General features: G+C 55.6%; 30 protein-coding genes. 21 read left to right on the top strand and 9 right to left on the bottom strand.

Features of this window, described 5'->3' with window-relative positions:
• The first annotated feature begins 86 nt into the window (after positions 1-86).
• From AC1DU9_RS05090 to AC1DU9_RS05125, 8 genes are all read left to right on the top strand, one after another.
• Positions 87-3023: a phage tail tape measure protein gene (locus tag AC1DU9_RS05090; protein ID WP_477809845.1), complete on the top strand. Its 2937-nt coding sequence runs from the start codon at positions 87-89 to the stop codon at positions 3021-3023.
• A 9-nt stretch (positions 3024-3032) separates the two neighbouring features.
• Positions 3033-3878, top strand: a complete 846-nt coding sequence (locus AC1DU9_RS05095) for a phage tail protein (RefSeq protein WP_477809846.1) — start codon at positions 3033-3035, stop codon at positions 3876-3878.
• Positions 3853-4059, top strand: coding sequence for a tail protein X (locus tag AC1DU9_RS05100; RefSeq protein ID WP_477809847.1), 207 nt, complete (start codon positions 3853-3855; stop codon positions 4057-4059). Before AC1DU9_RS05095 ends, AC1DU9_RS05100 begins: the two co-directional genes overlap by 26 nt.
• Before the next feature lie 82 nt (positions 4060-4141).
• Positions 4142-5191 carry a phage late control D family protein gene (locus AC1DU9_RS05105; RefSeq protein ID WP_477809848.1) on the top strand — a complete coding sequence of 350 codons (1050 nt, stop codon included), beginning with the start codon at positions 4142-4144 and terminating at the stop codon, positions 5189-5191.
• 34 nt (positions 5192-5225) lie between these two features.
• Positions 5226-5789, top strand: a complete 564-nt coding sequence (locus AC1DU9_RS05110; protein WP_477809849.1) for a glycoside hydrolase family 19 protein — start codon at positions 5226-5228, stop codon at positions 5787-5789.
• Positions 5771-6313: a lysis system spanin subunit gene (locus AC1DU9_RS05115; RefSeq protein ID WP_477809850.1), complete on the top strand. Its 543-nt coding sequence runs from the start codon at positions 5771-5773 to the stop codon at positions 6311-6313. The genes AC1DU9_RS05110 and AC1DU9_RS05115 overlap by 19 nt, the downstream gene beginning before the upstream one ends.
• A gap of 150 nt (positions 6314-6463) precedes the next feature.
• Positions 6464-7258 carry a DNA adenine methylase gene (locus AC1DU9_RS05120; protein WP_477809851.1) on the top strand — a complete coding sequence of 265 codons (795 nt, stop codon included), beginning with the start codon at positions 6464-6466 and terminating at the stop codon, positions 7256-7258.
• 165 nt (positions 7259-7423) lie between these two features.
• Positions 7424-8368 carry a hypothetical protein gene (locus AC1DU9_RS05125; protein WP_477809852.1) on the top strand — a complete coding sequence of 315 codons (945 nt, stop codon included), beginning with the start codon at positions 7424-7426 and terminating at the stop codon, positions 8366-8368.
• Positions 8369-8753: 385 nt separating this feature from the next.
• Here the strand turns inward: AC1DU9_RS05125 and AC1DU9_RS05130 are convergent, their stop codons facing one another.
• The gene (locus AC1DU9_RS05130; protein ID WP_477809853.1) at positions 8754-9695 is read right to left on the bottom strand and encodes a hypothetical protein; all 942 of its coding nucleotides are present in this window, start codon (positions 9693-9695) and stop codon (positions 8754-8756) included.
• Between the two features lies 1 nt (position 9696).
• Complete coding sequence (locus AC1DU9_RS05135) at positions 9697-10998, bottom strand: AAA family ATPase (protein WP_477809854.1); 1302 nt, start codon at positions 10996-10998, stop codon at positions 9697-9699.
• A gap of 276 nt (positions 10999-11274) precedes the next feature.
• Here AC1DU9_RS05135 and AC1DU9_RS05140 point away from each other — a divergent pair, with 276 nt between their 5' ends.
• Positions 11275-11556, top strand: coding sequence for a SinR-like protein (locus AC1DU9_RS05140; protein WP_477809855.1), 282 nt, complete (start codon positions 11275-11277; stop codon positions 11554-11556).
• 182 nt (positions 11557-11738) lie between these two features.
• Here AC1DU9_RS05140 and AC1DU9_RS05145 read toward each other — a convergent pair whose 3' ends face one another.
• Positions 11739-11954, bottom strand: a complete 216-nt coding sequence (locus tag AC1DU9_RS05145; protein ID WP_477809856.1) for a hypothetical protein — start codon at positions 11952-11954, stop codon at positions 11739-11741.
• Between the two features lie 353 nt (positions 11955-12307).
• Here AC1DU9_RS05145 and AC1DU9_RS05150 point away from each other — a divergent pair, with 353 nt between their 5' ends.
• Complete coding sequence (locus tag AC1DU9_RS05150; RefSeq protein WP_477809857.1) at positions 12308-12709, top strand: DUF6232 family protein; 402 nt, start codon at positions 12308-12310, stop codon at positions 12707-12709.
• 164 nt (positions 12710-12873) lie between these two features.
• Here the strand turns inward: AC1DU9_RS05150 and AC1DU9_RS05155 are convergent, their stop codons facing one another.
• The gene (locus AC1DU9_RS05155; protein ID WP_477809858.1) at positions 12874-13062 is read right to left on the bottom strand and encodes a hypothetical protein; all 189 of its coding nucleotides are present in this window, start codon (positions 13060-13062) and stop codon (positions 12874-12876) included.
• 335 nt (positions 13063-13397) lie between these two features.
• Between AC1DU9_RS05155 and AC1DU9_RS05160 the strand changes: the two genes are divergently transcribed.
• Positions 13398-14801: an MrcB family domain-containing protein gene (locus AC1DU9_RS05160; protein WP_477809870.1), complete on the top strand. Its 1404-nt coding sequence runs from the start codon at positions 13398-13400 to the stop codon at positions 14799-14801.
• Between the two features lie 299 nt (positions 14802-15100).
• Here the strand turns inward: AC1DU9_RS05160 and AC1DU9_RS05165 are convergent, their stop codons facing one another.
• A complete protein-coding gene (locus tag AC1DU9_RS05165; protein ID WP_477809859.1) occupies positions 15101-15310 on the bottom strand; it encodes a hypothetical protein in 210 nt (69 codons plus the stop codon).
• Between the two features lie 552 nt (positions 15311-15862).
• Between AC1DU9_RS05165 and AC1DU9_RS05170 the strand changes: the two genes are divergently transcribed.
• The 5 genes from AC1DU9_RS05170 to recX all read left to right on the top strand — a co-directional run bounded on the left by AC1DU9_RS05170 (position 15863) and on the right by recX (position 19357).
• A complete protein-coding gene (locus AC1DU9_RS05170) occupies positions 15863-16606 on the top strand; it encodes a LexA family transcriptional regulator (RefSeq protein WP_223458417.1) in 744 nt (247 codons plus the stop codon).
• Positions 16607-16778: 172 nt separating this feature from the next.
• Entirely contained in the window at positions 16779-17120 is a 342-nt protein-coding gene (locus AC1DU9_RS05175) for a phage holin family protein (RefSeq protein WP_223458428.1), read from the top strand.
• 118 nt (positions 17121-17238) lie between these two features.
• Positions 17239-17739, top strand: a complete 501-nt coding sequence (locus AC1DU9_RS05180) for a CinA family protein (protein WP_057400907.1) — start codon at positions 17239-17241, stop codon at positions 17737-17739.
• An 83-nt stretch (positions 17740-17822) separates the two neighbouring features.
• A complete protein-coding gene (gene recA / locus AC1DU9_RS05185) occupies positions 17823-18881 on the top strand; it encodes a recombinase RecA (protein WP_007996915.1) in 1059 nt (352 codons plus the stop codon).
• 8 nt (positions 18882-18889) lie between these two features.
• Positions 18890-19357, top strand: coding sequence for a recombination regulator RecX (recX, locus tag AC1DU9_RS05190; protein ID WP_223458430.1), 468 nt, complete (start codon positions 18890-18892; stop codon positions 19355-19357).
• Between the two features lie 44 nt (positions 19358-19401).
• On the opposite strand, the gene AC1DU9_RS05195 is transcribed toward recX, so the two are convergent.
• Complete coding sequence (locus tag AC1DU9_RS05195; protein WP_477809860.1) at positions 19402-20520, bottom strand: LOG family protein; 1119 nt, start codon at positions 20518-20520, stop codon at positions 19402-19404.
• Positions 20521-21001: 481 nt separating this feature from the next.
• On the opposite strand from AC1DU9_RS05195, the gene AC1DU9_RS05200 reads away from it, so the two are divergent.
• On the top strand, positions 21002-21196 hold the full coding sequence (locus AC1DU9_RS05200) for a hypothetical protein (RefSeq protein WP_057716151.1): 195 nt from the start codon (positions 21002-21004) through the stop codon (positions 21194-21196).
• Here the strand turns inward: AC1DU9_RS05200 and AC1DU9_RS05205 are convergent, their stop codons facing one another.
• Positions 21197-21619, bottom strand: a complete 423-nt coding sequence (locus AC1DU9_RS05205) for a PA3611 family quorum-sensing-regulated virulence factor (RefSeq protein WP_223458436.1) — start codon at positions 21617-21619, stop codon at positions 21197-21199.
• A 188-nt stretch (positions 21620-21807) separates the two neighbouring features.
• Here AC1DU9_RS05205 and AC1DU9_RS05210 point away from each other — a divergent pair, with 188 nt between their 5' ends.
• Positions 21808-22566 (top strand): tRNA-uridine aminocarboxypropyltransferase, encoded by a 759-nt coding sequence (locus tag AC1DU9_RS05210; protein WP_223458438.1) that lies wholly within the window; start codon positions 21808-21810, stop codon positions 22564-22566.
• 78 nt (positions 22567-22644) lie between these two features.
• Here AC1DU9_RS05210 and AC1DU9_RS05215 read toward each other — a convergent pair whose 3' ends face one another.
• Positions 22645-22794 (bottom strand): hypothetical protein, encoded by a 150-nt coding sequence (locus AC1DU9_RS05215; protein WP_477809861.1) that lies wholly within the window; start codon positions 22792-22794, stop codon positions 22645-22647.
• On the opposite strand from AC1DU9_RS05215, the gene erdR reads away from it, so the two are divergent.
• Entirely contained in the window at positions 22787-23437 is a 651-nt protein-coding gene (gene erdR / locus AC1DU9_RS05220) for a response regulator transcription factor ErdR (protein WP_477809862.1), read from the top strand. The two genes, AC1DU9_RS05215 and erdR, sit on opposite strands and share 8 nt — an antisense overlap.
• A gap of 75 nt (positions 23438-23512) precedes the next feature.
• The gene (locus AC1DU9_RS05225; protein WP_477809863.1) at positions 23513-23875 is read left to right on the top strand and encodes a diacylglycerol kinase; all 363 of its coding nucleotides are present in this window, start codon (positions 23513-23515) and stop codon (positions 23873-23875) included.
• Here AC1DU9_RS05225 and AC1DU9_RS05230 read toward each other — a convergent pair.
• Positions 23872-24798 (bottom strand): LysR family transcriptional regulator, encoded by a 927-nt coding sequence (locus AC1DU9_RS05230; RefSeq protein ID WP_223458442.1) that lies wholly within the window; start codon positions 24796-24798, stop codon positions 23872-23874. The two genes, AC1DU9_RS05225 and AC1DU9_RS05230, sit on opposite strands and share 4 nt — an antisense overlap.
• Positions 24799-24944: 146 nt before the next feature.
• Between AC1DU9_RS05230 and fpr the strand changes: the two genes are divergently transcribed.
• Positions 24945-25724, top strand: coding sequence for a ferredoxin-NADP reductase (gene fpr / locus AC1DU9_RS05235; protein WP_003443014.1), 780 nt, complete (start codon positions 24945-24947; stop codon positions 25722-25724).
• The last annotated feature ends 77 nt before the right edge of the window (positions 25725-25801 follow it).

The raw sequence follows: 25801 nt of genomic DNA on the forward strand, positions 1-25801 counted from the left end.
ATTCAGTCGATGCCGTTTTCCGAGATGGTGTGGTGGCTCACGGATTGAGCCGCTTCCGGTAATGCTCTGCACAGGGGAGCCATGACATGGCGAACAAACTCTCCCTCGGGTTGGTGATCGGCGGGGCTGTCAGTCCTACGGTCGGCGCCGCGTTCAATGAGGTCACCGGGCGCATCAAGCGCCTGGAAGCGGAAGGCAACAAAGCACGGGTGCTACAGCGCACCATTGGCGACACCATTCGCCTGCGCGATGAATGGAAAAAGGCCCACGACAGCGGCGCCGCTGGAGCGTCCAAACTGCTGGGTCGCCTGAATTCCAACCTCGACAGCTTGAAGAAACAGGGAATCGAGGTCGGTCGGCTGGACAAGGCGTATCGATCCCTCGGCCAGACCGCGAACAAGGCGGAACTCAAGGCTAAGGGTTACCAGCAGATCGATGCCGGCAAGGCCGGGATGAAAAGCACGGTCGGTCAGGCCGTGGCCGGTGTGGCGACGGTGGGCATTGCGACCAAGGTCAGCGCCGACTTCGGGGCCATCGTCCGTGACATCGCGATCAAGGCCGGGATTGCCAACGATCCGAAAGAAAAGCAGATGTCGCAGAAGATCATCGAGACTTCGCGCGACACCGGCATGGCGCGCAATGACGTCGCCGACGTGGTCAACCAGCTGGTGGGGGCCGGGATGGACCTGGCCAAGGCACTGGAGTATGCGCCGGTCGCGGCCAAGTTTGCCGTGGGCCAGGGCTCCAACGGCGCCGACACGGCGAAGATGATCAATGCGCTTGGACAGAACGCCAAGATCACCGACGCCAAACAGATGCAGCAGGCGCTCGAAGCGATTGCCTTTCAGGGACAGGCCGGCAGCTTCGAGGCGGTGGATATGGCTCGCTGGTTCCCCGAGCTGTTGTCGAACATGGGCAACCTGAACATCACCGGCATGGACGCGGTGACGCAGCTGGGCGCGATGCTGCAGGTGCAGATGAAAACCGCCGGCGGTGCTGACGAGGCGGCGAACAACCTCAAAAACTGGATGGGCAAGATCGGTTCGACCGACACCGTGGCGGCCTACAAAAAAGCCGGCATCGACTACAAGGGTTCGATGCAGACCGGTTTGCAGAACGGCCTGTCGACGCTGGAATCGAGCATGGCGTTGGCGCAGAAGTATATCCAGGCCACCGACCCGAAACGGGCGGCATTGATGGCCGAAGCCACGTCGAAGATCAGCCAGGAGGCGGATCCGGAAAAGGCCAAGGCCATGATGGCGTCGCTGGAGGAGGCCTTGCGCACCGGTGACCTGTTTTCCGATATGCAGGTCAAGGCCGCGCTTTCGGCCTACCTGCAGAACAAGGCGTTGTACAGCCAGCTGAAAAACGACTCGCGCGAAGCCTCGGGCATTCTCGACAAAAACCTGGCCGAGCGGCGCGAATCGTCGTCACAGAAGTGGGCCGAAATGGCGCAGTCGATGGACGACGCCATGCGCAGCGTTGGCGACGCCTTGCGGCCGGTGACGGATGCCGTGGCGGAAGCGTTGACCAAAGTTACCAAGGGCATCACCGCGTTGTCGGACAGTTCGCCCGGTGTGGTCACAGGTATTGCGGCGGTCGGAGGCGGTTTACTCGCTCTGCAGACGGCGGTTAGCTCGTTCAAGATCGGCAAGGGATTGCTCAACCTGGCGCGCGGGACACTGGGCAAGGGCAAGTCCGGCGAGGTGCAGAAGGTCTTTGTCACCAACTCGTTGGAGGGGGACCGGGTCGGCACAGGGGCAGAACCCAAGGGCAAGACGGGTAAAGCCTTGGCCCTGGTCGGAGCTGGGCTGAAGACGGTCGCGACCCTCAAGGGCTCGCCCGAGGCCAGCGATACCGCTGACGGACAGGAGGGCAAAAAAGTCGGTGGCTTCGATCTGGTGGCGACTGGGCTCAAGGTGGTGTCGCTCGCCAAAGAAGCCACCGGCGATGGTGAGGTGCAAGCCGGTCTGGAAGACGGCAGCATCCGGAAGGTGTTTGTGGTGAACGCAGCGGCCATGGGCGGCGGTGGCGAAGGGCCGTTTGAGAATCGGCACCGGGGTCGAGGGACTCCCCGCAATGCCTCGCGGCGGCGTCGGACTGCCACGCCGCCACGGCCGAGAGGTCCGACACGTTCACCGGTACCCGCGTCTCGACCGGCAACACCGGTACCGCGACCTCCAGTGCCCGTGCGACCGGCGCCGATGCCGTTGCCTCGGCCGGCTGTTCCCGTGCCGCGTCCTCCCATTCCGCTGCCGCCAACCGGTGGAGTAATGGCCAAGGTGGCGGCTGTGGCGGGAACGGTGGGGAAGGTCGGCAAGGTGGGCAAGGTGATCCCGGGCGGCTCGCTGTTGGAGGCGGGAAGCATGGCCGTCGACACTTACCTGAATGCCGAGACGAAAGATCAAAAAGCCGAAGGTTACGGTGCGGCAGCGGGTTCGCTGGCAGGCACCATGGCCGGTGCCGCTGCCGGCGCGGCCATCGGTTCGGTGGTGCCCATCATCGGTACCGCAATTGGCGGCATGGTCGGTGCGTACCTGGGCAGCATGGGCGGTACGGCATTGGGCGGGGCCGCGGGCAAGTCGTGGTTTGGTGGCGAGGAAGAACAGCCAACAGCTCCAGCAACACCGTTGCTGATGGCGCCTCGGCCCGGTCCGGTGGTGCCCAGCTTGGCTGCTATGGAGCGTTCCTTCCATGGGCCGAACGCGTCCGGCGCGCTGCTGATGGCGACCAACTCCGCGCCTCCCAGCCCAGCGTTGGGTGATGTCGCCCGCGCACTGGCAACACAGGCACCGGTCAAACCGGCGGCGGTGATGATCCCGCCCAAAGAGCCAGAGAAACCGGCACCAACCAAAGTGGATCAGCAGTTCCAGTACTCCCTGAGCATGCCGGTGACGGTGCAAGGCGACGTCAAAGATCCGCAACGCCTGGCCCAGGACCTGATGCCGTACATGCAGCGGATGATGGCCGACGCCGCGAAGCAGAATGCGTCGAACCAATTGTTCGATGAACCCCACTTGTAAGGAGAGCCCATGGGTTACATGGAGCAATTGCAGGCTGGCCTCAAGTACCTGGTCGAAGCCGGGGAGTCCGGACGCCGCAGCGCGGACGGCATGCTTGGCCCGGTCAATGGTGCGATCCGGGAGATTACCGGCGCCGCGTCCGAGCTGGAAAACATCCCGTTCGTGGGGCCGGCAATCGGCGCCAAGCTGCAGCGGGTGATGCGCGGTGTGGATGCGGCGCAGGCCAAGGTGGGGCAGGTGGTGGCCACTTACGGGCGGGCCACCCGGGCCGCCGCCGAGGTGCAGGAACGCATGGGGGCACTGAAGGAACAGGCAGGCAAGGCGACGACGGCGATCAACAAGATCGCCGGCCAGGTCAGCCCGTCGTTGGCCAACATCGTGCCTACCAGTGTGTTCGCTACTGATGGCACGCCGGCACCGGAAGCGGTGAAGCCGTTTCCGCACCTGCTGATCATTCAGCCGCAGGATCCCAAGGCGCAACCGTACTACTTCAACCTGGACACGGCGGCCTTCGACGAGCTGACGCGCTCGACCGAGTTCCGCTGGGCCTCGCAAGAGCGCCTGTCACGTCGACCGGCACAGCAGGCGGTGGGGATCGGTGAAGAGAAAATCACCCTGAAGGGCACGATTTACCCGGGCTTCAAGGGCGGACTGAGGCAGCTCGACACCTTGCGCAGCATTGGCGCTCAACTGAAGCCGTTAACCCTGACCACAGGGTACGGCGATGTCATGGGCACCTGGTGCCTGAAGACCATCACGGAAGAGCAGGGCGCACTGATGCACGGCGGGATTCCGCGTAAACAAGGGTTCACTCTGGAGTTTGTGCGCTATGGCGACGACATGCAGAACGTCTGACGGAGATCTGCTGGACACCATCTGCCATAACTTTTATGGCCATCTGCTGGGCAGTGTTGAAGCGGTGCTGGATGCCAATCAGGGCTTGGCCGATGAGCCGCAACCCTATCGCGCCGGCGTGGTGATCACGCTGCCGGATCTGGCGATGCCGGTACAGGAACAGGTAACGCTATGGGATTGATGGTCTACACTCGTGCCGCTTGATAACTCAAGCTCCTTACTTTCATACCCGCCTTGTGCGGGTTTTTTTTTGGAAAAAATCCATGACCCCTAGGTTTCGCATCGTCGCCAATGGCGCCGACATCACGGCCCTGATCAATGATCGGCTGATCCAGCTGCGCACGCTGGACAAGCCCGGGATGGAATCCGATGAGTTCGAATTGCGCATCGATGATCGCGATGGCCAGGTGACCTTGCCGTCCCGCGGCAGTGCCATCGAGGTCTACCTCGGCTATGCCGAAACGTCGCTGGCGCGCATGGGGCGTTACGTGGTCGACGAGGTCGAGGTCTCGGGACCGCCGGACACGTTGGTGATCAAGGGCAAGGCCAGTGACATGCGCGGCACGGGCAAGACCATCCGCAGTGGCAGTTGGGAAAACGTGCCGCTGTCGACCATCGTGACCGACATTGCTGCACGCAACGGCTGGCAGCCAGGGTGTTCGGTCGCCACCAAAGTGGTCCGGGCGGACCAGCTCAACGAGTCCGATTTTAATTTCCTCACTCGCCTGGCCAGGCAGTACGACTGCACCGCCAAGGTGGCCGAGGGCAAGCTGTTGGTGATGCCACGCCAAGGCGGCCAGACCGCAAGCGGCAAGGCCTTCGGCGCCATCACCCTGACGCGCAGCGATGTCAGCCGTTGGCAGTTTCGGTTGGGGGATCGCAATGCACATAAGGCGGTGGCGACCAAGCATCAGGACAAGAAGAACGGGAAGCTGGTGGTGGTCTCCCTGGACAACGACGACGTGCCCGACGGCCTGCCGGCGGTGCACACCGACCGACATATCTACCCCAACAAAACCGCTGCTGAAGCGGCGGCCAAGGCCCGCCTGGCGGCGTTCAATCGCTCCGGTGCCGGCGTGCGTCTGGAGATGCCCGGCCGCACGGACATCTTCGCCGAGCGGTCGATCAATGCCCAAGGCTTCAAGGACGGGCTCGACGGTGAGTACCTGACGGATTCGGTCGAACAGGTTTACACCCAGTCCGGCTGGTCGACCGCTGTGGAGTGCAACGGCGGCAAGCAGGGCAAAGCCAAGGCCAAAGGTAAGAAGAAAAAACAACCACAAGACCTGAAGGTGGTGCAGCTGAATCAATAGCGACGTCCTCCGTCACAGAAACAGGAGCAAGCGAATGCCATTAACTGAGCAACAACTCCAACGCATCATGCCCAACGCCCGCCGCCAAGCGGGCGTTTTTGTATCCGCGCTAAACGCAGCCATGGTCCACCGGCAAATCAACACGCCGAAACGCCAGGCCGCATTCCTCGCGCAGGTCGGGCACGAATCCGGTCAATTGCAGTACGTACGTGAACTGGGCGGTGACCAGTACCTGAGCAAATACGACACCGGCAATCTGGCGGTGAGGCTGGGCAACACTCCGGAAGCGGATGGTGATGGTCAGCGCTATCGCGGTCGCGGCCTGATCCAGATCACCGGCCACAGCAACTACCAGCGCTGCAGCCTGGCGCTGTTCGGTGATGAACGCCTGCTGCGCACCCCTGAGCTACTCGAACTGCCGCAATGGGCGGCCGAGTCGGCGGCGTGGTTTTGGTGGGTACGTGAACTGAACGCGCTTGCCGATCGAGGCGAGTTCGAGGCAATCACTCGCAAGATCAACGGCGGCCTCAATGGCCTGGCGGATCGACTGCAGCTGTGGGAGCGGGCGAGGGCGGTGTTATGCGTCTCGTCGACCTGATTCCTGCGCCGTACCGAGTGATCGCTGTCGGTGGGCTGCTGATCGCAGTCGCGGGTGGTGCTGCCGCGTTGGCCTGGCAGGTCCAGGCTTGGCGCTACGGTAATCAACTCGCTGAGCAGGCCCGGCTGCACACCGACACCCTCAATCAACTGACCCTGGCCGCGGCCACGCAACAGCGTGCCGAACAGGACAAACGTCAGGCCCTGGAGCAGCGGCTTTCCGCCAGCGAACAAACCCATTACCGAGCCTTGAGCGATGCCCAACGTGATCAAGGTCGCCTGCGCGACCGCCTTGCCACTGCTGATGTGCGCCTGTCAGTCCTACTCGACGCCGCCGATTCAGCCAGCGGCTGCGCAATGTCAGCCACCACCGCTACCGGCGGCGTGGTTCATGGCCCCACAAGAGCCCAACTTGACCCAGCGCATGCTCAACGAATTATCGGCATCACCGATGCCGGCGACCAAGGATTGATCGCCTTGGCGGCCTGTCAGGCCTATGCCAAAGAAGTCTCAACACCGAAGTGAAAAAGAGCGACCGGTCTGGATGCGTCAACATCCAGCCCGGCCGCCGTCCCTGCAGATCGTCCCTGCAAGTCCAGCCAAGGCTCTTACTCCGTGCACGAAGCGCGGCGAGCCTAGCACCTGTTTATCCATACAGTAAAGGTCTTGCTCTCTATGTCTACTCCCATCATTCCTTGGATGGGCGGCAAACGCCGCCTGGCCGACCGCCTCATTCCGCTCTTCCCACCCCACGAATGCTACGTCGAAGTCTTTGCCGGCGGTGCCGCGCTGTACTTCATGCGGCCCCAGGCTGCGCCGGTGGAAGTCCTCAACGACATCAATGGCGAGCTGGTGACGCTGTACCGCGTGGTGCAGAACCACCTCGAAGAGTTCGTGCGCCAATTCAAATGGGCGCTGAGCTCGCGCCAGGTGTTCGAGTGGCAGAAGATGACCCGCCCCGAAACCCTTACCGACATCCAGCGCGCGGCCCGATTTTTCTACCTGCAGCACCATGCCTTCGCCGGTAAGGTGACCGGGCAGACGTTCGGCACCGCGACCACTGGCCCGGCCATCAACCTGCTGCGGATCGAGGAAAACCTCTCGGCCGCCTGGCAGCGCCTGTCCGGCACCTACGTCGAAAACTTACCCTGGTTGGAATGCGCCGAACGCTACGACCGTGCCCACACCTTCCATTACATGGACCCGCCTTACTGGCAGACCGCCGGTTATGGCGTCGACTTTCCATTCGAGAACTATGAGCGGATGGCTAACTTCATGCGCCGCTGCAAAGGCAAAGTGATGGTTAGCATTAACGACCATCCGGACATCCGCTGCGTTTTCGAAGGCTTCCATTTCGAAACGCTGGACATCCGCTACTGCAACACCAACCAGCGGCAGGGGAAGGCCGAAGTCAGCGGCGAACTGGTGATCATGAACTGGGAGCCGGCAGCTTTAGGGGGGCTATTTTAATCAGCTGACATAACATTCCCTTACACCTTATAACGTCGACAACATGCTAAATAGCGGGGCGACTATATTGATCAGGATTGGAGTGGAAGTCGAATTATGGATCTTGCGAGGTTGTTAATGTCTGAAGGATAATGCGGAATAAATGTTGGATTTTAAGGGGGCGGAGTGAAAAAAGTAGTAATCAGTCAGAATGAGCTCGATCAAGGTAATGGTCAGTTTCAGGAATATATGCAGTATGTCGAGCGACGGCTTTCTTCGAAGTATTTTGAGCCGGCGATGGCATTGTTCAATATTGTGGATATTATCAAAGGAGATGGGTATAACATTGAGCTTGGTTCATTCCGTGATGATGCGGCAGTCAATGTGGAGAAATGGGTAGAAGAGTTTTATGGTGGGCGCGGGCACATATCGTACTGTTTTCCAGCCGTTGCATATAAAATTAATGGCGCAGTCTATTTGCTGAGAATGCCGGTCAATCGTGTAAGTGAGATTATGCTTACTCAAGCTGTGGACGATCTTACGCAGCCAGCCGCAGATCTAATAAGCGCCAAACAGCTAGAACAGTTGGAAAGCGATTATAATGATTTTTATAATTGCTATTATGGTATGCCTAAGTTTCATACTACTGTTGTGACTCATTTAGATGCGTCGGCTCAAAAGATTTACAGCGGGCCAGCTCATTTTGCGCTTTCAAGGTGGGAGTCTTTACATTTCGTCGAGAAGGCTATGAAAGAGCTGCTCACTCCGTTAGGAATAAAAATCACTGGCGGGAAAGGGCATGACATTCGTGGTGCAGTGTATGATGAGTGGTTAAAAGCAGGCTTGCAACCTTTGCCGGTTCAGTTGTTGGATGATGTTATGTGTAATGCGAATAGCATTAGATATGAAAAAACGCCACAACCTTTTGACTCAACTTTAAAAGCTTACCATTCGGCTATTCGCCTTGGAGGGTTGATTGCGGAGCAGATTCCATCAATACCCAAAATGCAGGAAGAACTAACTGTGAAAATAGGGGAGCTTTCTCTGGATGCTGTAATGGCATTTGCGCGGATTATTTTAGCTGTTGACCCGCAAGCAGGAAATTGGCCAAGAGTTAAATTATTAAGGTAGTCTTCAATGATCGTGGCCCTGAAAGCTGACGTTTGGGCCGAGGGGGTTGTGCTAGGGATGGAAACGGTTGGGCGTGCACCGCCTGCGGCAGGTTCAGCACGGCCAGCGGGTCGTTCAAGGGTTCGTACATGGGGGCGCATTCTTTTCTAGTAAGTGGCCGACTGTGCGTAAAACCAGAAGTCCGGGGTCTGTTCATCCAGTCTAAGGGGTGGTGGTTTCCGGGGGAAATAAAAAGGCCCCCACCCTCTTGGCAAGTGTGGGGGGGCTATTACACATAGCACCCGTTGTGCGCGGTCTGCAGTTAGCCCTTAACCAGGGTACTACCCAGGTTTTCTTTGTGGCGGCTGAGTAAGATTGGTTGTCGATAACATATCTAAATCATTATTCAGCCGTGTATCTGCGATGAGAAGTGTGAAAGCTTGGCCTTGATATATCCTAGAGATTTGACATCAGTATTGAGCCAAGCTTGGGTCTGTAAGATTTCTGAGCTGATAAAAGCAGGATTACGGTATAGACATTTTTTGCTGTCATTATTTCCCTTTGCGCAGAATTGGCATTGAGTGATTTTTGACTGCTTACATTCTTCGGGGAGTTGTTTTATTGCATCGTGCAGTCGGTCCCCGTAAGTTTCGAAAATCCATTTTCCTTTGCAAATCTTAAGCAGTGTATCCATAGAGCTTTCTAGGTTTAAGCGTTTTGCGAACTGGTCTAAATCATCTTTCTTTTTAAGTGCTTTTACATGTAAGTTTGCATTGGTAATAGCTTTTATAGATTTTTTGTACCCGAACTCTGCTTTGTACTCTTTTTCGCAAGCATTTCTAAGGGCCTCAAGAGAAACATAATATAGAAATTGCAAGTTTGGAATTATAGTGTTGTGAATGCTCTGGATAAAACTATCGGTAACCAGTTTATCAGTAGCACGGGTAACTCGAGGGATTAAATATGCTGTCGAGCAACTGTTTACGAAGTAGCTCTCAATAGAATAATATTCTAGAGCAAATATAGCTGGGTCTGTAGGTATCTCGTTCCGGTAAAATCTAGCATCACGATCGATTACCCCAAGAACATATTTCTCAATTGGTATTTCCTCTGCAATCTCGCGAATGTCCTTAACGTTAGCGATTACACCATCACAACCTTCTCTAGATTTGCAGAGACTTTCAGATGCATATACATCGCACACGGCCCCCACGGATTTGGCTAGGCGCTCGTATATGGGCACGTCATCAATGCCTTCTACGATTAATATCGGTCGCTTTGACATAATCGCAAGGCTTAAAAGATCTGTAGCATCAAATGCCATTTCTTCTGCCGGATCCTCATTCATATTACAACTCCGTTGGCTTCAGTTCAACCAAGCTTGAAGGTCGTTTGTGAGCTAGGATCGGACTGTGCGAAGCGACGATAATTTGGGTATCGGAAGCTAGGTCTTGGAGTAGTGGGATTAGTTGTCGCTGCCAGTTAGCATTAAGTGAAATTTCCGGTTCATCGATAATTAAGAAGTCTCTTTCTCTGGCATCTATTACGACCAGTGCTAGAAAAGTGAAAAGATGTCTCTCGCCGCTGGAAAGGGCATCGATATTTAACTTGTTGCCCCTTACGATTAACTGAACGCCTTGCTTGGTTATTTCGATCTTCTTTTGCTCGCCAAGGAAGGAGCTGAAGGTTTCTACAAATTGATTGATTGCATTAAGAAGTTGCTTTTCAATTTTCAACTCCTTGGTCATATTCCACAGCAGTTGGCCCAGGATGGGGTTGTTGGTTAAAGTCCCATCTTGAATTTGTAACTCGGTTAAAATGCCGATGATTTTATTTTTTGATTCGTTATCCGGCCCGTCTTTCAAAGCTTCAATAATACGTTCCTTTCCTTCAGCAATTTGAGTTGCAAGGTCCAGAGGGAGTTGGATGGTTTGTGGTTTTTCGTTTTCTGAATCAATTGCCACGGCCAAAGTGTCAAAAAGTGCATTCTGTATCTGTGCGGAAGCGTAGTCTCTCGCTATGCGATAACGCTCCGTCAAGAGCATTTCGATATTGCTCATGTTAACACTTTGTAGAAATGCATGTTCACGGTGAAGTTGCAGATCATTGTTCTTGGTTCGCATAATTGAGCGGGTGCGCGTACGAAGAACTCCAGCACGGTTCAAAAAGGATGCTAAATTTTCGGAGAGAGTTTGAGAGGCGGTACGGTCAAGTTTGACTTCGCTGGCACCAACTAAGTAGCGAAAGATATCGCTTCCTTCTACTTGGGCGGGCTGTATCGTTGTGCCTCGGTCGACACCCATAGATAAAGACCTTGTCCGAGAGAGGCCGCTATTATCGAATTCTTTCCAATTGAATGCTTGGGTTGCGTTGATTCCGCCACCTATCAGATCTTCTTCCTTGGTGATTTCTATATGATGACGTTCATCCATTTCATCGACGAAAGAGATCTCGATGCCTTTTACATTTTCTTTTAATAAGGTAGCTTCGTCTTTAGAAAGTACTGCGTGGATAAGCTTCAATAGCGTAGTTTTACCGCTACCGTTATCACCATAAATAATTGAGGTTTGACTGTTTGAGAAGCGGACGGTTGCTTCCAAGTCCTTCGACTGAAAGCCGATAAAGCGAATTTTCTCCAATCTAAATTTCATTCTAACTCCGTTTAGCCGGCGGTAATTTCGTGCCGTGATGGCGAATCGCCTTTTGCTAATATTAAGTAATGCCAGGCCCGGCTTCAACATCATTTTCATATGATGCCATGGTGCGCGTCTTGAGCCAATTCTTCAGAAGGAGCTGAAAGTTAACCCCTTTGCTATTGACTTTTCCCTGTTAATGGGATAAGTAGTGCCTAGGCCTATATCATTTGCTTTCCTATCGATTTCTGGAGTCGGTTTCTAAATAGGAAGAGTTTTTAACGAGAGGGACTAATGGCAAATAATCTATTCATTTCTTACGACCTTCAGTCGCCTGGTCAAGACTACGCAAGAGTCATAGAGGCTATTAAAGCTCTAGGCCCTTGGGCAAAAGTGCTGGAATCTGTTTGGTATGTGAATGCGGCTATGACGGCTGAGAGCGCTGCAAAACATATATTTGCTCATATGGATGAGAATGATCGACTGATAGTCGTCGATGCAAGTAATAAAGATGCATATTGGTATAATCTGAGCGAGACAGTGGCTAAACATATGCAGGCGAACTGGACGCAGTAAAAAATTTTTAAGAGTTTTTTCGTTTGAGTTGATGCTATACCTGTTTGAATATTCCACGCTCAAATAAAAAAACATCTAGTTGTTTGGGTGAGTGCAAGTGCGTTTGCGGAATGATTAATTGGCTAAGTGGGGCCGAATCTATTTTGAAGGCGGCCACCGGAAAGCCACGCCTCAAGGCATCACTAGCGAGCACTATCCCTCCGGGGCTGGGCAAGGCTCTGTTTGATATGGCCAGCATTTTCACCAATCGTCTCTAGTGCACCGTGTATATTTCCTCCTGCTACCGCCATACCCTGGGCTTCTGCCAGCAACGTCAGCTCCATGAAGGCAGCCTCTAGGGCGAGTTGATTGTAGTGGATCCTTTCCAGCACCTCGGGTAGTGAGTAATCGTCTGCCATTGGGATCGCTTCTTTCGAGGAAAAACCAAGCAGCAGCCGCAGTGGTGAAGTAGTTTAGGGAAAGATTAGGGCAAATTCAGGGGCGCTGTAGACCGCAAAACGCCATAAGCAAATGACGAAGCACCGTATTTTTATGGCCTTAAGCGGTCTCCAAGGACGGGAGAAGAGGTTCGAATCCCTATCTGTACTCCATTCTAAGGCCGCGCAAATGACGGCATTCGAAGCGGTCAGTTGACAAGGCTATGGCCATTTACTAGCGTTACTTGGACTGCTACTAAATTGCCTTGAACAGCCAGAGTTTACTGTCCATAGCATGAGCAGGTGAGAAATAGTCTTATAGATTAGGAGGGCTCTTGGACGAAATAATTTTCTATGAGAGAAATAACATAAAAATCACCAACGCTAGATTTGTGATAAATAATCAAACCTATGCCTTGTCGAAAGTGAACTCAGTAAAAGTCAATACTGTTTATGTGCCCTCTTTAAATTCTTTTTTGGCGGCATCTATCGCAGGGGCGAGTATGACGCTTTTTGGGTTGATTGCATTCGGGTGTACAAACCCATTTTATTATTTATTCTTAGTGGTCATTGTTTTTGCTTGTGCGTATTTAAGTACTCGTATCAAGAATAAATTTGAATACAGTCTGATATTAACAACTTCGTCCGGTGAGCAGTCGGTATTAAAAGGCTATGAGAAGCAAAGCATAGTTTCAGTAGAGAAGGCGTTGAATGATGCGATTGTGTATAGAGGCTGAGCGTTAACAGAAACTGCATGCTGTTAATCTCCTAAAAGCAAATATACACGCTGCGTATTCATACCTGCATGCTTAGCAATCTCCGCATTGGGCTGGTTGTTGCCAGTCGCAATCCATCGAACTCACCTCACTATGGCTGTTGATGGCCTTTGATGTTTAAGCCGTTAACCGATGTTCAATTTCCCCAGACGAGCCAGGCCTTGTCTGATATGACCCGCGTTTTCACTCATGGTCCACAGTGCTCCGCGGATATTTCCACCCACCTCCTGTGCCCCTTGCTCCTCAATCAACAGGCTCAGTTCCATGATGGCCACCTCCAGAGCCAATTGGTTTTCGCAGATCCTTTCCAGCACGTCCTGTAGCGAAACCCATGTCGGACAGTAATTGCAACTTGCTTAGAATTTGCTACAAAGCGAAGAAGTCGTAGCAGATTAGCCAGTCTGGCTGGGGCGTTGGAGGATTGCTAGATCCAATCCATCATGCGTTTGAGCGCTGGTTGCTAAAAAAGGGCGCGTTGCATCATTGCCCACTGTCGGCCCAGAACCACCGATCTGAGGGTACCTGTTCCCCGGCAAAGGATCAGCCGAAGTAGACTGAGGCGTTTATCTACTGAAGTAGCGGTTGACTCACTGTTATGATGTGCCGCCCCGTTATTTCCTTCGCCACAAGCCAGAGCAACTACGCCGATATGCCATCTGTCACCGAACTACTTGCTACTTTGGAGCGTGAGCATGTGCTCATGGCCCTTGAACAGCTTGATGCAGGTGCGAAGACCCGTTTCGCAGAGTCCATTAAGTTCGATGTCGTTTATAAAGGAAAGCGCTACGCTCCCAAGGAAGTGACGGGGCTCGCCCTGGAGAATGCCTATCAGCGGGCGTTCGGTCCAGGCGACTTCAAGGGCGGGGGGGAGTCCAGCGCATTCCGTGCTTTGCGTCGCTGCGGTTTCACCATTGTTCCTAAAGCCGAGGCGGGCAGCATAAGCCATATCGCTTCGCTCAAGGATACAGTCACTGAAATCCTCTCGTTGCAAACCAAATACACCTCGGAAAACACCGAAGACATGAAACGGCGGGGCTTCCTAGTACGAATCGGGCTTAGGGATGTACTTTATTCGCATGTGGAGCGATACGAACCGTTGTTCTCTGCAAGTGGATATGAATGTGCGATAGAGGGAAGCGACGGTATCGGCCGCAAGGTAATGTCGGCATGGACACGTATCCATGACCCTGAAATGTCGCCATCGGCGACGCAGGGCTGGTACATCGTGATTCATTTTTCTAGCAAGGGTGATTATTTCTATTTGACGCTGGGCTGTGGCGCGACGATCTTCAAAGACGGTAGCCTCACCGACGTCGATCCGAAGGAACTTGCTGGCAAAATTCAGTGGGCTCAACACTGCTTCGAAAATCAACCGCAACGTTCGGCGCGTTTCTCCGACTCCATCGCGCTACACGGCAATCGCCTTTCCATACAGTTCGAGAGGGCGATCGCGTTCGCGAAGCGTTACCGGCTGGACGGTTTTGACGAGGTGGGATTCTGGGACGATCTCGCTGCGTTGAGCGGCATGTTGATAACCATCTACGAGTCAGAGCGGCTCGGCAAGACCCCCTTATCCGAAGCGCCAGAGGTCCGTGAATACCAGTCGCAACTTTCACAGATGGTGCGTCCAAAGCGCAAGTCAGGTCGGGGGCAAGGACGATTCCTGAGTCAGGCAGAGAAAATCGCCGTCGAATTGCATGCCATGGCGACAGCTCGTGAGGCTCTTTCCAAAGGTGGCTTCACTGAAATTGAGGACATGTCCGCCAAGGAGTCGTATGACTTTGCTGCGAAGAAGGATGGGATGGATTGGTTTGTCGAGGTGAAAGGCACGACCAGTGCTCATGCCGATTCGTTCCTGCTCACGGCCAATGAACTGTCCCTTCATCAAGACCACAAAGGTCGAACCGTGTTGGTGATCGTCTATGACATCGATCTCCATCGGGATGGAGATAAGCCTTACGCAAGCGGCGGACATCTATCCGTCGACGCCCCCTGGGATCCTGATCGGTGGGAGTTCAAGCCAACCGCGTACTCAGCTTTGCGCAAGTCTTGAATTACCAAGGTTTCCATAGGCTGAGCCGAGTGACGGCAATGTGACCGAAATCAGCCGGCTCTTCGGAAGCCGGCTACTAAGCGACAATCTCTAGCGTCACCTGACGGTCAAAGTTGAAAGGCTTTGCCTATTTGAGCGGAAATTCTAACGCGCCGCAAAACTTGAGTTGTACGGAGTTGGTCCGTAACTTTCTACAGTGCTCCGAGGGTTTTGTAGAGTAAGGTTTTTGGCATCGTTCAGTCCAATCCATCATCGGCGTAACGTGTGGGGGCTAGCGACCGCTTTTTGGCCGCCAGCAGTTACTCCGGTGTCATCATCACCGCGAGTGTCATCTTGATGAATTCCTCGTTGCGGTCGATCGCATCCAGGGCGCTGCGTACGTTTTCGGCGACATCTGTGGCTCCCCGCTGCTCGACCCAGTTCGTGAGTTCCAAGATGGCAGCTTCTAGAGCGAGTTGATTTTCGTTGATCTTGAACAGCAGGGAAGGGAGTAGGTCAGAGTTGGGCATCGGGAATCCTCCATGGTGATTTCAGCGTAGCAGCTGAAATTGAGAGGAAGCGTGGGCTTGCAGATCGGCAGAACGATCTGGAAAGAGTTAGACAATTGCGTAGTACTCAATGCTTGTTAGGCTTTGATCATCGAGCGAGTGGAAGGTGGCGAGGTGCTGTTCTCTAAAATTTTATGGGGCAAAAATGGGGCAAATCGGACGCCAACTAATGCCATTTAATGCCAAACGAACAGCGCATACGATTTGTCAAAAAAGCCCTACAGCCCTTTGTTTTTGGGGGTGTAGGGCTTTTTTGCGCTAGTACTCCAACACAATCGGGGTGTGGGAGGACAGGTCGGAGACGGCTTTATTCATCGGATTGTCAGGAAGCTCGTTGAAAGAGATGGGGCAAAAGCGGGGCAACGGCCGGGCTTTTCCGCGATGGGCGCAAGGTTACCATGGGCGGTCTACCCGACGCAGGCATCACGGTCGGGTGACTCCTTTGCCATTTAAAGTCTGGATATGCATGACTTATGCAAATCGGCATTGTCTTCTTCGAGAAGAGCAAGCACTATGCGCGTTATGCAAAAACGCAACGTATCTACCGTATTAAGAGCATTGCTCGATCAGCACGGAATCTCCCCCACGGAGCTTCACCGTCGAACCGGCGTGCCTCAGTCCACGCTCTCGCGCATTCTCAGCGGGAAAATCGTCGATCCTTCGGATAGGCACATTTCGAAAATTGCCGACTATTTTTCCGTGAGCACCGACCAGTTGCGTGGCCGCGCGGACGTCGCGCCTTCCGCTAGTGCCGGGCGCGCTCCCGTGCATTCGGAACTCAAGGATATAAGTCTGTGGGACGACGATACTCCTGTCGATGACGATGAGGTGTCGGTCCCCTTTCTTCGCGAGGTTGAATTGGCTGCAGGATCAGGAAGATTCGTCATCGAAGAAAGCGAGCGCTCTAGTTTGCGCTTTGGAAAGCGTAGCCTGCGCCATAACGGCGTGCAGTTCGACCAGGCAAAATGTGTGACAGTGCGGGGCAACAGCATGTTGCCGGTACTGCGTGACGGCGCCACGGTCGGGGTCAATGCCGGCAAGTGCGGTATTGGCGATATCGTTGACGGCGACCTTTATGCAATCAATCACAACGGCCAATTGCGGGTGAAGCAGCTGTATCGCCTGCCGTCCGGGATTCGCTTGCGCAGCTTCAATCGCGACGAGCATCCGGACGAGGACTACAGCTTTCAGGAAATCCAGGAGGAGCCGATTGTTATCCTCGGCCATGTCTTCTGGTGGGGTATGTACGCCCGCTAACACTCCTGGCGTTCAGATAAAACCCGCTTCCCGAGCGGGTTTTTTTCGCGTGCTGAAAACATTGAATCATCTTTCAATGCGTTAATGCATTGACTGATTATGCATCAATGCATAATCTGCTTGCCTGTCTATTCAAGAACGCGGTGTGACCGTTCACTCAAGGAGGCATGAAATGACCGCTGAGCAATATGCGTTGCTGGACATGCCTCTGTGGCTGGTCATCAGTCTGCCAATACTCGGTGGCGTTACCGGTGAAATGTGGCGTGCGGATAAAGAGGGCGTTCGTGGCTGGCTCCTTGTCCGGCGCCTGAGCCTGCGGTCTGGCTCCAGCATGATCTGCGGCGCCTCGGTCATCATGCTGCTGCACGCCGCCAATGTTTCCATTTGGGCCGCTTGTGCGGGTGGTTGTTTAGCGGCGATGGCCGGGACAGACGTAGTTCTAGGGTTGTATGAGCGTTGGGTGGCCAAGCGTATGGGGGGCGGACATGTTCCGTCCGGTGACGTCGAAGATTGATTCCCCGACAGGCCTTTTCCAGAGCCTCTGGTTCTTTACATTTTGATCGGTCCCGTCGCTTGCAAGTGCGGTCTGCTCGTGTACGGTTAACCTCATCCCGCCCGATCAGGAGATGACCGTGAACGAAATCACCCAGCTCGCCGCCGAACTCGGCAGACGCCTGCAGGTTCTCAATGCCCACGTCACCACGGCGGAGTCCTGCACCGGCGGAGGCATCGCCGAGGCTATTACCCGTATCCCCGGGAGTTCGGCCTGGTTCGAGGCCGGTTATGTCACCTACTCCAACCGGCAGAAAACCCTGCAGCTGGATGTCCCGGTGGAGTTGTTCACCACCGTGGGCGCGGTCAGCCGCGAGGTGGTCGAGGCCATGGTCCGGGGGGCGCAGAAGAAAAATAGCGCGTATTTCTCCGTGGCGGTCAGTGGCATCGCCGGGCCGGATGGTGGAACGGCGAGCAAGCCGGTTGGCACGGTGTGGCTGGCCTGGGGCGTTGGAGACCAGGTGTTCTGTGAGCGGCAGCACTTCCCGGGTAATCGCGACGACGTCCGCCGACAAACGGTGAAGGCCGCGCTAGAGGGGCTGCTGCGGTATGCCGCGGCAGAAATCTCAAATCAGGGGTAGGCGATCCGGAATCGCTGTGGAATAATACTGGCTACTTATACAGGTGTTGGCCGTCAGGCCTTATTGATTACGTGAGGACTTTAATGGACGACAACAAGAAGAAAGCCTTGGCTGCGGCCCTGGGTCAGATCGAACGTCAATTCGGCAAGGGTGCCGTAATGCGTATGGGCGATCAGGACCGTCAGGCAATCCCGGCCATCTCCACTGGCTCTCTGGGTCTGGACATCGCTCTTGGCATCGGCGGTCTGCCAAAAGGCCGTATTGTTGAAATCTACGGTCCTGAATCTTCCGGTAAAACCACGCTGACCTTGTCCGTGATCGCCCAGGCTCAAAAAGCCGGTGCGACCTGCGCATTCGTCGACGCCGAACACGCCCTCGACCCTGAGTACGCCGGCAAGCTGGGCGTCAACGTCGACGACCTGCTGGTTTCCCAGCCGGACACCGGCGAGCAGGCTCTGGAAATCACCGACATGCTGGTGCGTTCCAACGCGGTTGACGTGATCATCGTCGACTCCGTGGCCGCCCTGGTGCCAAAGGCTGAAATCGAAGGCGAAATGGGTGACATGCACGTGGGCCTGCAAGCCCGTCTGATGTCCCAGGCGCTGCGTAAAATCACCGGCAACATCAAGAACGCCAACTGCCTGGTGATCTTCATCAACCAGATCCGTATGAAAATCGGTGTGATGTTCGGTAGTCCGGAAACCACCACCGGTGGTAACGCACTGAAGTTCTACGCATCGGTTCGTCTGGACATCCGTCGTACTGGCGCGGTGAAAGAAGGTGATGAAGTCGTTGGTAGCGAAACCCGCGTCAAGGTTGTGAAGAACAAGGTGGCTTCGCCGTTCCGTCAGGCCGAGTTCCAGATTCTTTACGGCAAGGGCATCTACCTCAACGGTGAGATGATCGACCTGGGCGTTCTGCACGGTTTCGTCGAGAAGTCCGGTGCCTGGTATGCCTATGAAGGCACCAAGATCGGTCAGGGCAAGGCCAACTCGGCCAAGTTCCTGGCAGACAACCCGGAAGTCGCGGCAAAGCTGGAGAAGCAACTGCGTGACAAGCTGCTGTCGCCTGCATCGGTTGCGGACGCCAAAGCTTCTGCGGTCAAAGAGACCGAAGACGACCTGGCTGACGCTGATATCTGATCGAAGCGATGATCGCCGTACTCGATACACTCGTCGCGGTGCGGCGAACCGCAATGGACCTGCTCGCACGACGCGAGCACGGTCGTGTCGAGCTGACGCGTAAACTGCGTCAGCGCGGCGCCCTCCCTGAAATGATCGAAACAGCACTCGACCGGTTGACGGAAGAGGGGTTGTTGTCCGAAACCCGTTACCTCGAAAGTTTCGTTTCCTACCGCGCCCGTTCCGGTTATGGCCCTTTACGCATTCGTGAAGAGTTGAGCCAGCGCGGCCTGCAGCGCACCGATATTGAGCTCGCCCTGCGTGAGAGCGGTATCGACTGGCAGGAGCAGCTGGCCGATACCTGGCGGCGCAAGTTCTCCGGGCAATTGCCGGCAGACGCCCGGGAGCGAGCCAAACAAGGCCGGTTCCTGGCGTATCGGGGATATTCCATGGAGATGATCAACCGCCTGTTCAGCGGTCGAGGGATGGACGATTGAACTGAAACGGCCTGCTATTTCGATAACGGGCCGTTTTTTATGCCTCACGTAACCTTTGACGGCTCCCGCGTGCGTTGCTGCACTTGGGGGGTTGATTGTGCCCAGTTTTCCGGCAGGTTGATGTAGTCCACAAGCTCGCGCAGACGGCCATGATTGCGGGCGTTGAAGTTGAAGACCAGCCGTGCCAGATGGCTGAACTCGGCTTCGTCGTGTACTTCACCGTTGTAAGCGTGCTGATGGAAATGATCGCTCAGACACAGGTCGGCGAAAGCTTCCTGCATATGCTCGAGTGCCCGGTCATTGAGTGTGTGATTCATGCGAATCAGGAACTGATGCTTGAGCCAGCGACTGGAGTGGAAGTTGCTGTAGAACTGGTTGATCTGCTCCACCGCCTCTTCGACGCTGTAGACCAGTTTCACCAGCTTCATGTCAGTGGGCAGGATGTAGTGGTTTTCCTCCAGTTGCTGGTGAATGAAGTCCAGTGCGCCTTGCCAGAATTTGCCGCCCGGCATGTCCAGTAGCACCACTGGCACCAATGGGCTCTTGCCGGTCTGGATCAGCGTCAGCACTTCCAGCGCTTCATCCAGCGTACCGAAGCCGCCCGGGCACAGCACCAGGGCATCGGCTTCCTTGACGAAGAACAGCTTGCGAGTGAAGAAGAAGTGGAAGGGCAGCAGGTTGGTCGTGCCGTCGACAGTAGGGTTGGCATGTTGCTCGAAGGGCAGCGTGATGTTGAACCCCAGGCTGTGTGTCAGACCGGCGCCTTCATGGGCGGCGGCCATGATGCCGCCACCGGCGCCAGTGATCACCATCAGGTCCGAGCGCGCCAGCGCGGTGCCGAGTTCCCGGGCCATGCTATAGAGCGGATGTTCCATGGGGGTACGGGCCGAGCCGAAAACAGTGACTTTGCGTCGCCCCTTGAACTGTTCGAGCACGCGGAAAGCCTGTTCCAGCTCGCGCAGGGCTTGCAGGGTGATTTTGGCATTCCAGCGATTGTGGTCTTCCTGAGCCATGCGCAGCACGGTCAGGATCATGTCGCGGTAGATCGGGATGTTCGGGCTGTTGGGTGAAATCAGCTTGAGTTGTTCTTCGACCTTGCTGATGAGGTCGTGGCCGCTTTCTTCAAAATGACGGCTCAGGAGGTCATTCGGTTGGTAAGGCATTCAACTTCTCCTTCTGCACAGAACCTTCGGCCCGACAACGTACGTCGGAGCCACGACACTCCATGTGTCGCTGTCTGCCCAGGCCCATGCCTGGGCGATCTACTTGATCCGAAAACATCGGATCATCCAAACAGGCCCTGTTTTTCCCTTGGATGAAAGAAACGTTCGCACTGCACGACAAGCGACGGCCAGCCCCTTTCCAGCCCTGAAAAAGTGAACGTGGATACCCTGAAATCTAGACCTTCACAGTGATTTGCGCTGCCTTGATCATTGCGCTACAACGTCTTTCCTGGCAACCGCTTATTGACGATTTGCAAGGTGTATTCACCGCTCGTCTGAACGTTCGTCGCATGTGCGGCGCTCTGATTTACTAAGTTACAAGCGTCACACGACAACTTTGCGTCAACGGCAGGGCGCACGGTACAAGCGATTCAAGGATTTATCACTCAAACATGAGTGAAGTGCAGGGAGGCGGGAAACCATGGCCAGAGTCGTTCTGGAGATCGATACGCAGCTGTATCGGTTGCTGAAGTCATCAGCCGAGACCCATCATTTGAGTCTCGAAGAGGAGTGCTGCCGACGTTTGCGCGGTGGCGAACGCCGTTCACATTACTTGCAGGCGCTGCTGGCAGAACTGCGCGCCGAAGATGAACAGCGGCGCGCCAATTCCAGGTGATTACTTTTTCTTCCTGGCCGGTTGCAGGCAATCCGATTCCTGGAAGCTTGCGGAGCCGACCGGGCGGTTGGTCTTCACCTCGGTGAAGTCGTAACGCATGATTGCGCCCCTGGCCATCAGCTTGCGAAACCCTTCGTTTCGGCAGACAGAAGCCCCCAACTGGAAGTACACGGCTTTCGGGTCTGCACGCATCTTGTCGGCGTGGCTGCTCTGCACGCTCAGGTGGTTGATCAGCTGTTTGCCTTCAACGGTGTAGCCTTGATCGAGAATGTCTTCGTTGATCGCTCGCGGAGTGCCGACGCTGCTCTGGGTGGCGACGTTTTGCAGCATTTTGTTCAGTTCCGTGTCTTTCAAGGACGCAGCCTGGGCGTTGAAGGACGACGCCAGCAAAATGGCCGCGGTAGGAACGATAAGGCGCAGCATGAAACTCTCCTGGTTCAGTGATGGGGCTTTGACCCGTCACGTGACTGTGCGTTCAGTGGCGGCGGATTATAGGGGAGGTGGGCTGGACGGTACAGGCTTGCGCCGGGCGGTCTGGTAAACTGCTGGCACTTTTTACCCTGTCGAGTGTTTTTCGTGTCGATTTCCCTTCTCTGTGGGCGTTGCCCGCTATGAGCCATACCCCCGCGCGCTTTGCGTTGAATGCCGTCGCCCGTTTGCGCGATCAGCGCGAGGAGGAGGGCATCAAGCCGATTCAGGCCCGCGGCTGGCGCGCGACGCGCTGCCGTGACTGCCGGGTGATCGAGAGTCACTGCCTGTGCGCATGGCGTCCGCAGGTCGCTACCCGCTCCGGCGTGTGTCTGATCATGACCAACAAGGAAGTGTTCAAACCAAGCAACACCGGTTGGCTGATCGCCGACGTGGTACCTGACAACCATGCCTTCATCTGGTCCCGTACCGAGATCGATCCGAAGTTGCTGGCGCTATTGTCCGACCCGCAATGGCAGCCTTATCTGGTGTTTCCGGGGGAGTACGTCGAACCTGAACGCGTGACAAACACTGTGGACGTCGATGGCACGAAGCGCCCGCTGTTCATTCTGTTGGATGCGACCTGGACCGAAGCGCGGAAGATCTTTCGCAAGAGCCCCTATTTTGACCGACTGCCGATCCTCAGCCTGCTGCCGGAGAAACTCTCCCGCTACCGGTTGCGCCGCTCGACTCGCAGCGAGCATCTGTGCACGGCGGAAGTGGCGGCGCTGTGCCTCGACCTTGCAGGCGATGTAACCGCAGCCTCGGCGCTGGATGCCTACTTCGATGTGTTCAGCCAGCATTACCTCGACGCCAAACATCAGTTGGACATGAACGTTTCGACCCCGGCGCACGCCGAGTTGATGCCCTATGTTCAGCCGGTCACTCCGTTGATGGGCTGATTGTTGCGCATGCTGCAATAACCTGTACCGGCCATGCTGCTTGACCACCCTGGCTTCGCTGGGCATGCTTGGCTCCGATCAGGGTGCGGCCTGAATTTGCAACGCGTTTTTTGCGTTGAACGTGCCTTGTCGGTGCAGCTCCGTGGCTGTGCCTTGAGGTGCTTTGGCGAGGTCCGAATGCATCGGGCGTCCCATGAAAAAAAACAGGATCATTTGAAAAATGGCCACATACGAAATCCTGATTGCCGATGACCACCCACTTTTCCGTAGTGCCTTGCATCAAGCGCTGACCCTGGGCCTTGGCCCGGATGTCCGTCTGGTGGAAGTGGCGAGCATCGCCGAACTGGAAGTCCGCCTGACGGAAAAATCCGATTGGGATCTGGTGCTGCTGGACCTGAACATGCCGGGAGCCTACGGTTTTTCCGGACTGGTCCTGCTGCGCGGTCAGTACCCGCAGATTCCGGTGGTCATGGTTTCGGCCCAGGAAGAGCCGACCATCATGGTCAAGTCTCGTGAATTCGGCGCCAGTGGCTTCATTCCCAAATCCAGCGACTTGAGTGTGATCCAGAAAGCCGTGCGTGCGGTCCTCGATGGTGACGTGTTCTGGCCGCCGCAGGCGTTCGAAGCGGTCAGCGTCTCGGAAGAGGCCAAGGCGGCCAGCGAAGGTCTTGCCAGCCTGACGCCGCAGCAATTCCGGGTGCTGACCATGGTCTGCGAAGGCTTGCTGAATAAGCAGATCGCCTACGTGCTGAGTGTTTCCGAGGCGACGATCAAGGCGCACGTGACCGCGATTTTCCGTAAACTGAATGTGCGGACCCGGACCCAGGCCGCGCTGCTCTTGCAACAACTTGAGTCAATTTCCAGCCATTAAAGGCTGGCGACTTCACGCTTTTTTGACTTTGGTTGATCTAGCTTTCCCACTTCTTTTTTGTCAGTTGCCCACTCTATGTCACCTTTCAAAGGCCAGACCGGCCTGAAACGTATTCTCAATGCCTCCGGTTATTCGCTGGACGGCCTGCGCGCAGCCTTCACCGGTGAAGCCGCCTTTCGGCAATTGGTATTGCTCAACGTCATCCTGATTCCCCYGTCGTTCTTCCTGAATGTCAGCCGGGTTGAACGGGCGTTGCTGATCGCGGTATGCCTGTTGGCGTTGATCGTCGAGTTGCTCAACTCGGCAGTGGAAGCGGCCATCGACCGCATTTCCCTTGAACGGCACCCGCTGTCCAAGAATGCCAAGGACATGGGCAGTGCCGCCCAGTTCGTGGCACTGAGCATGATTGCCCTGGTGTGGGCGGTAATTCTGCTCTAGGCGATCGTCGGCAGCACGATCTCGTCGCTGCGCTGGACCCCGGCGGTGAAGGCGCGGCACAGTTCGAGAAACTCGCGCATCGCCGAGGTCTGATATTTCTGTTTATGCCAGATGAAATAAAACTGTCGCGCCAGATCCAGATCCGGCGTCTCGACAGGCACCAGGCTGCCGCGGCGGAATGCGTCGCGCAATGCCAGCCTGGAAATGCAGCCAATCCCCAAACCTGACTCCACCGCGCGCTTGATCGCTTCGGTGTGCTCGAGCTCCAGGCGGATGTTTAACGAAGTGCGGTGATGGCGCATGGCTTGATCGAAGGTCAACCGCGTGCCTGAGCCTTGTTCGCGCAAGATCCAGGCTTCGTGACTCAACTCATCCATGGTCGCCGCGCCGCGCCTGGCCAGCGGATGCTGAGGGGCGCAAAATACCACCAGTTCGTCCTCGACCCAGCTTTGTACTTCGATGTCCGGGTGGCTGCAGTCGCCTTCGATCAGACCCAGATCAATTTCATAGTGGGCCACTTGCTGCACGATATTGGCAGTGTTCTGCACGTGCAGCTTCACCTGGCTTTCCGGATGGCGCTGCATGAAGCTGCCGATCAGCAGGGTGGCCAGGTAATTGCCGATGGTCAGGGTCGCGCCTACGGCCAGCGAGCCGAAGCCGGACTTGCCGTTGAGCAGGTCTTCGATTTCCTTGGCCTGGTCCAGCAAGGCCACAGCCTGGGGCAGCAGCTGTTTACCGAGCGCGTTGAGGCTCAACCGTTTGCCGGCGCGGTCGAACAACTGGCAGCTGCACTGGCGCTCCAGTTCGGTGATCGAGGTGCTCGCCGCCGATTGCGAGAGGTTGAGCAACCCCGCAGCACGGGATACGCTTTCCTGCTGGGCGACGGCGACGAATACTTGAAGTTGACGGAGAGTAAATCGCATATCTATATAACCGATAACCCTTATCTTAATAATCCATTTAACAGATATTGTCTCTGCCTTTAGAATGCGATGCAATTGCGCAGAGTTGGCTTTCCTTGCAGAGCACACCGAACACGCGCAGACAAATCTCCAGGAGTCCCACGTACATGAGCAACATGAACCACGAGCGTGTCCTCAGTGTTCACCACTGGAACGACACTCTGTTCAGCTTCAAGTGCACCCGTGATCCGGGCCTGCGCTTCGAGAACGGTCAGTTCGTGATGATCGGCCTGCAACAGCCCAACGGCCGCCCGCTTATGCGTGCTTACTCGATTGCCAGCCCGAACTGGGAAGAGCATCTCGAGTTCTTCAGCATCAAGGTACCTGATGGTCCGCTGACTTCGCAGTTGCAGCATCTGAAGGAAGGCGACGAGATCATCATCAGCAAGAAGCCTACCGGCACGCTGGTGCTGGATGACTTGAAGCCTGGCAAACATCTGTACCTGCTCAGTACCGGTACCGGTCTGGCGCCGTTCATGAGCGTCATCCAGGACCCGGAAACCTACGAGCGTTTCGAAAAAGTGATCCTGTGCCACGGCGTGCGTTACGTCAACGAAGTCGCTTACCGCGAGTTCATCACCGAGCACCTGCCGCAGAACGAGTTCTTTGGCGAAGCGTTGCGTGACAAGTTGATCTACTACCCGACCGTGACCCGCGAGCCGTTCGAGAACGAAGGTCGCCTGACCGACCTGATGCGCAGCGGCAAGCTGTTCAGCGATATTGGTCTGCCGCCGATCAACCCGCAGGACGACCGCGCCATGCTGTGCGGCAGCCCGAGCATGCTCGAYGAGACCAGCGAAGTGCTGAACAGCTTCGGCCTGAAGGTTTCGCCGCGGATGCGCGAGCCGGGTGATTACCTGATCGAGCGAGCGTTTGTAGAGAAATAAGCAGCTGTAACTGCTTGCTGCTTTACCTGTGGGAGCGAGCTTGCTCGCGATGGCGGTGTATCAGTCAATGTTGAAGT

The sequence above is a fragment of the Pseudomonas sp. P4_C1 genome (assembly GCF_056402155.1).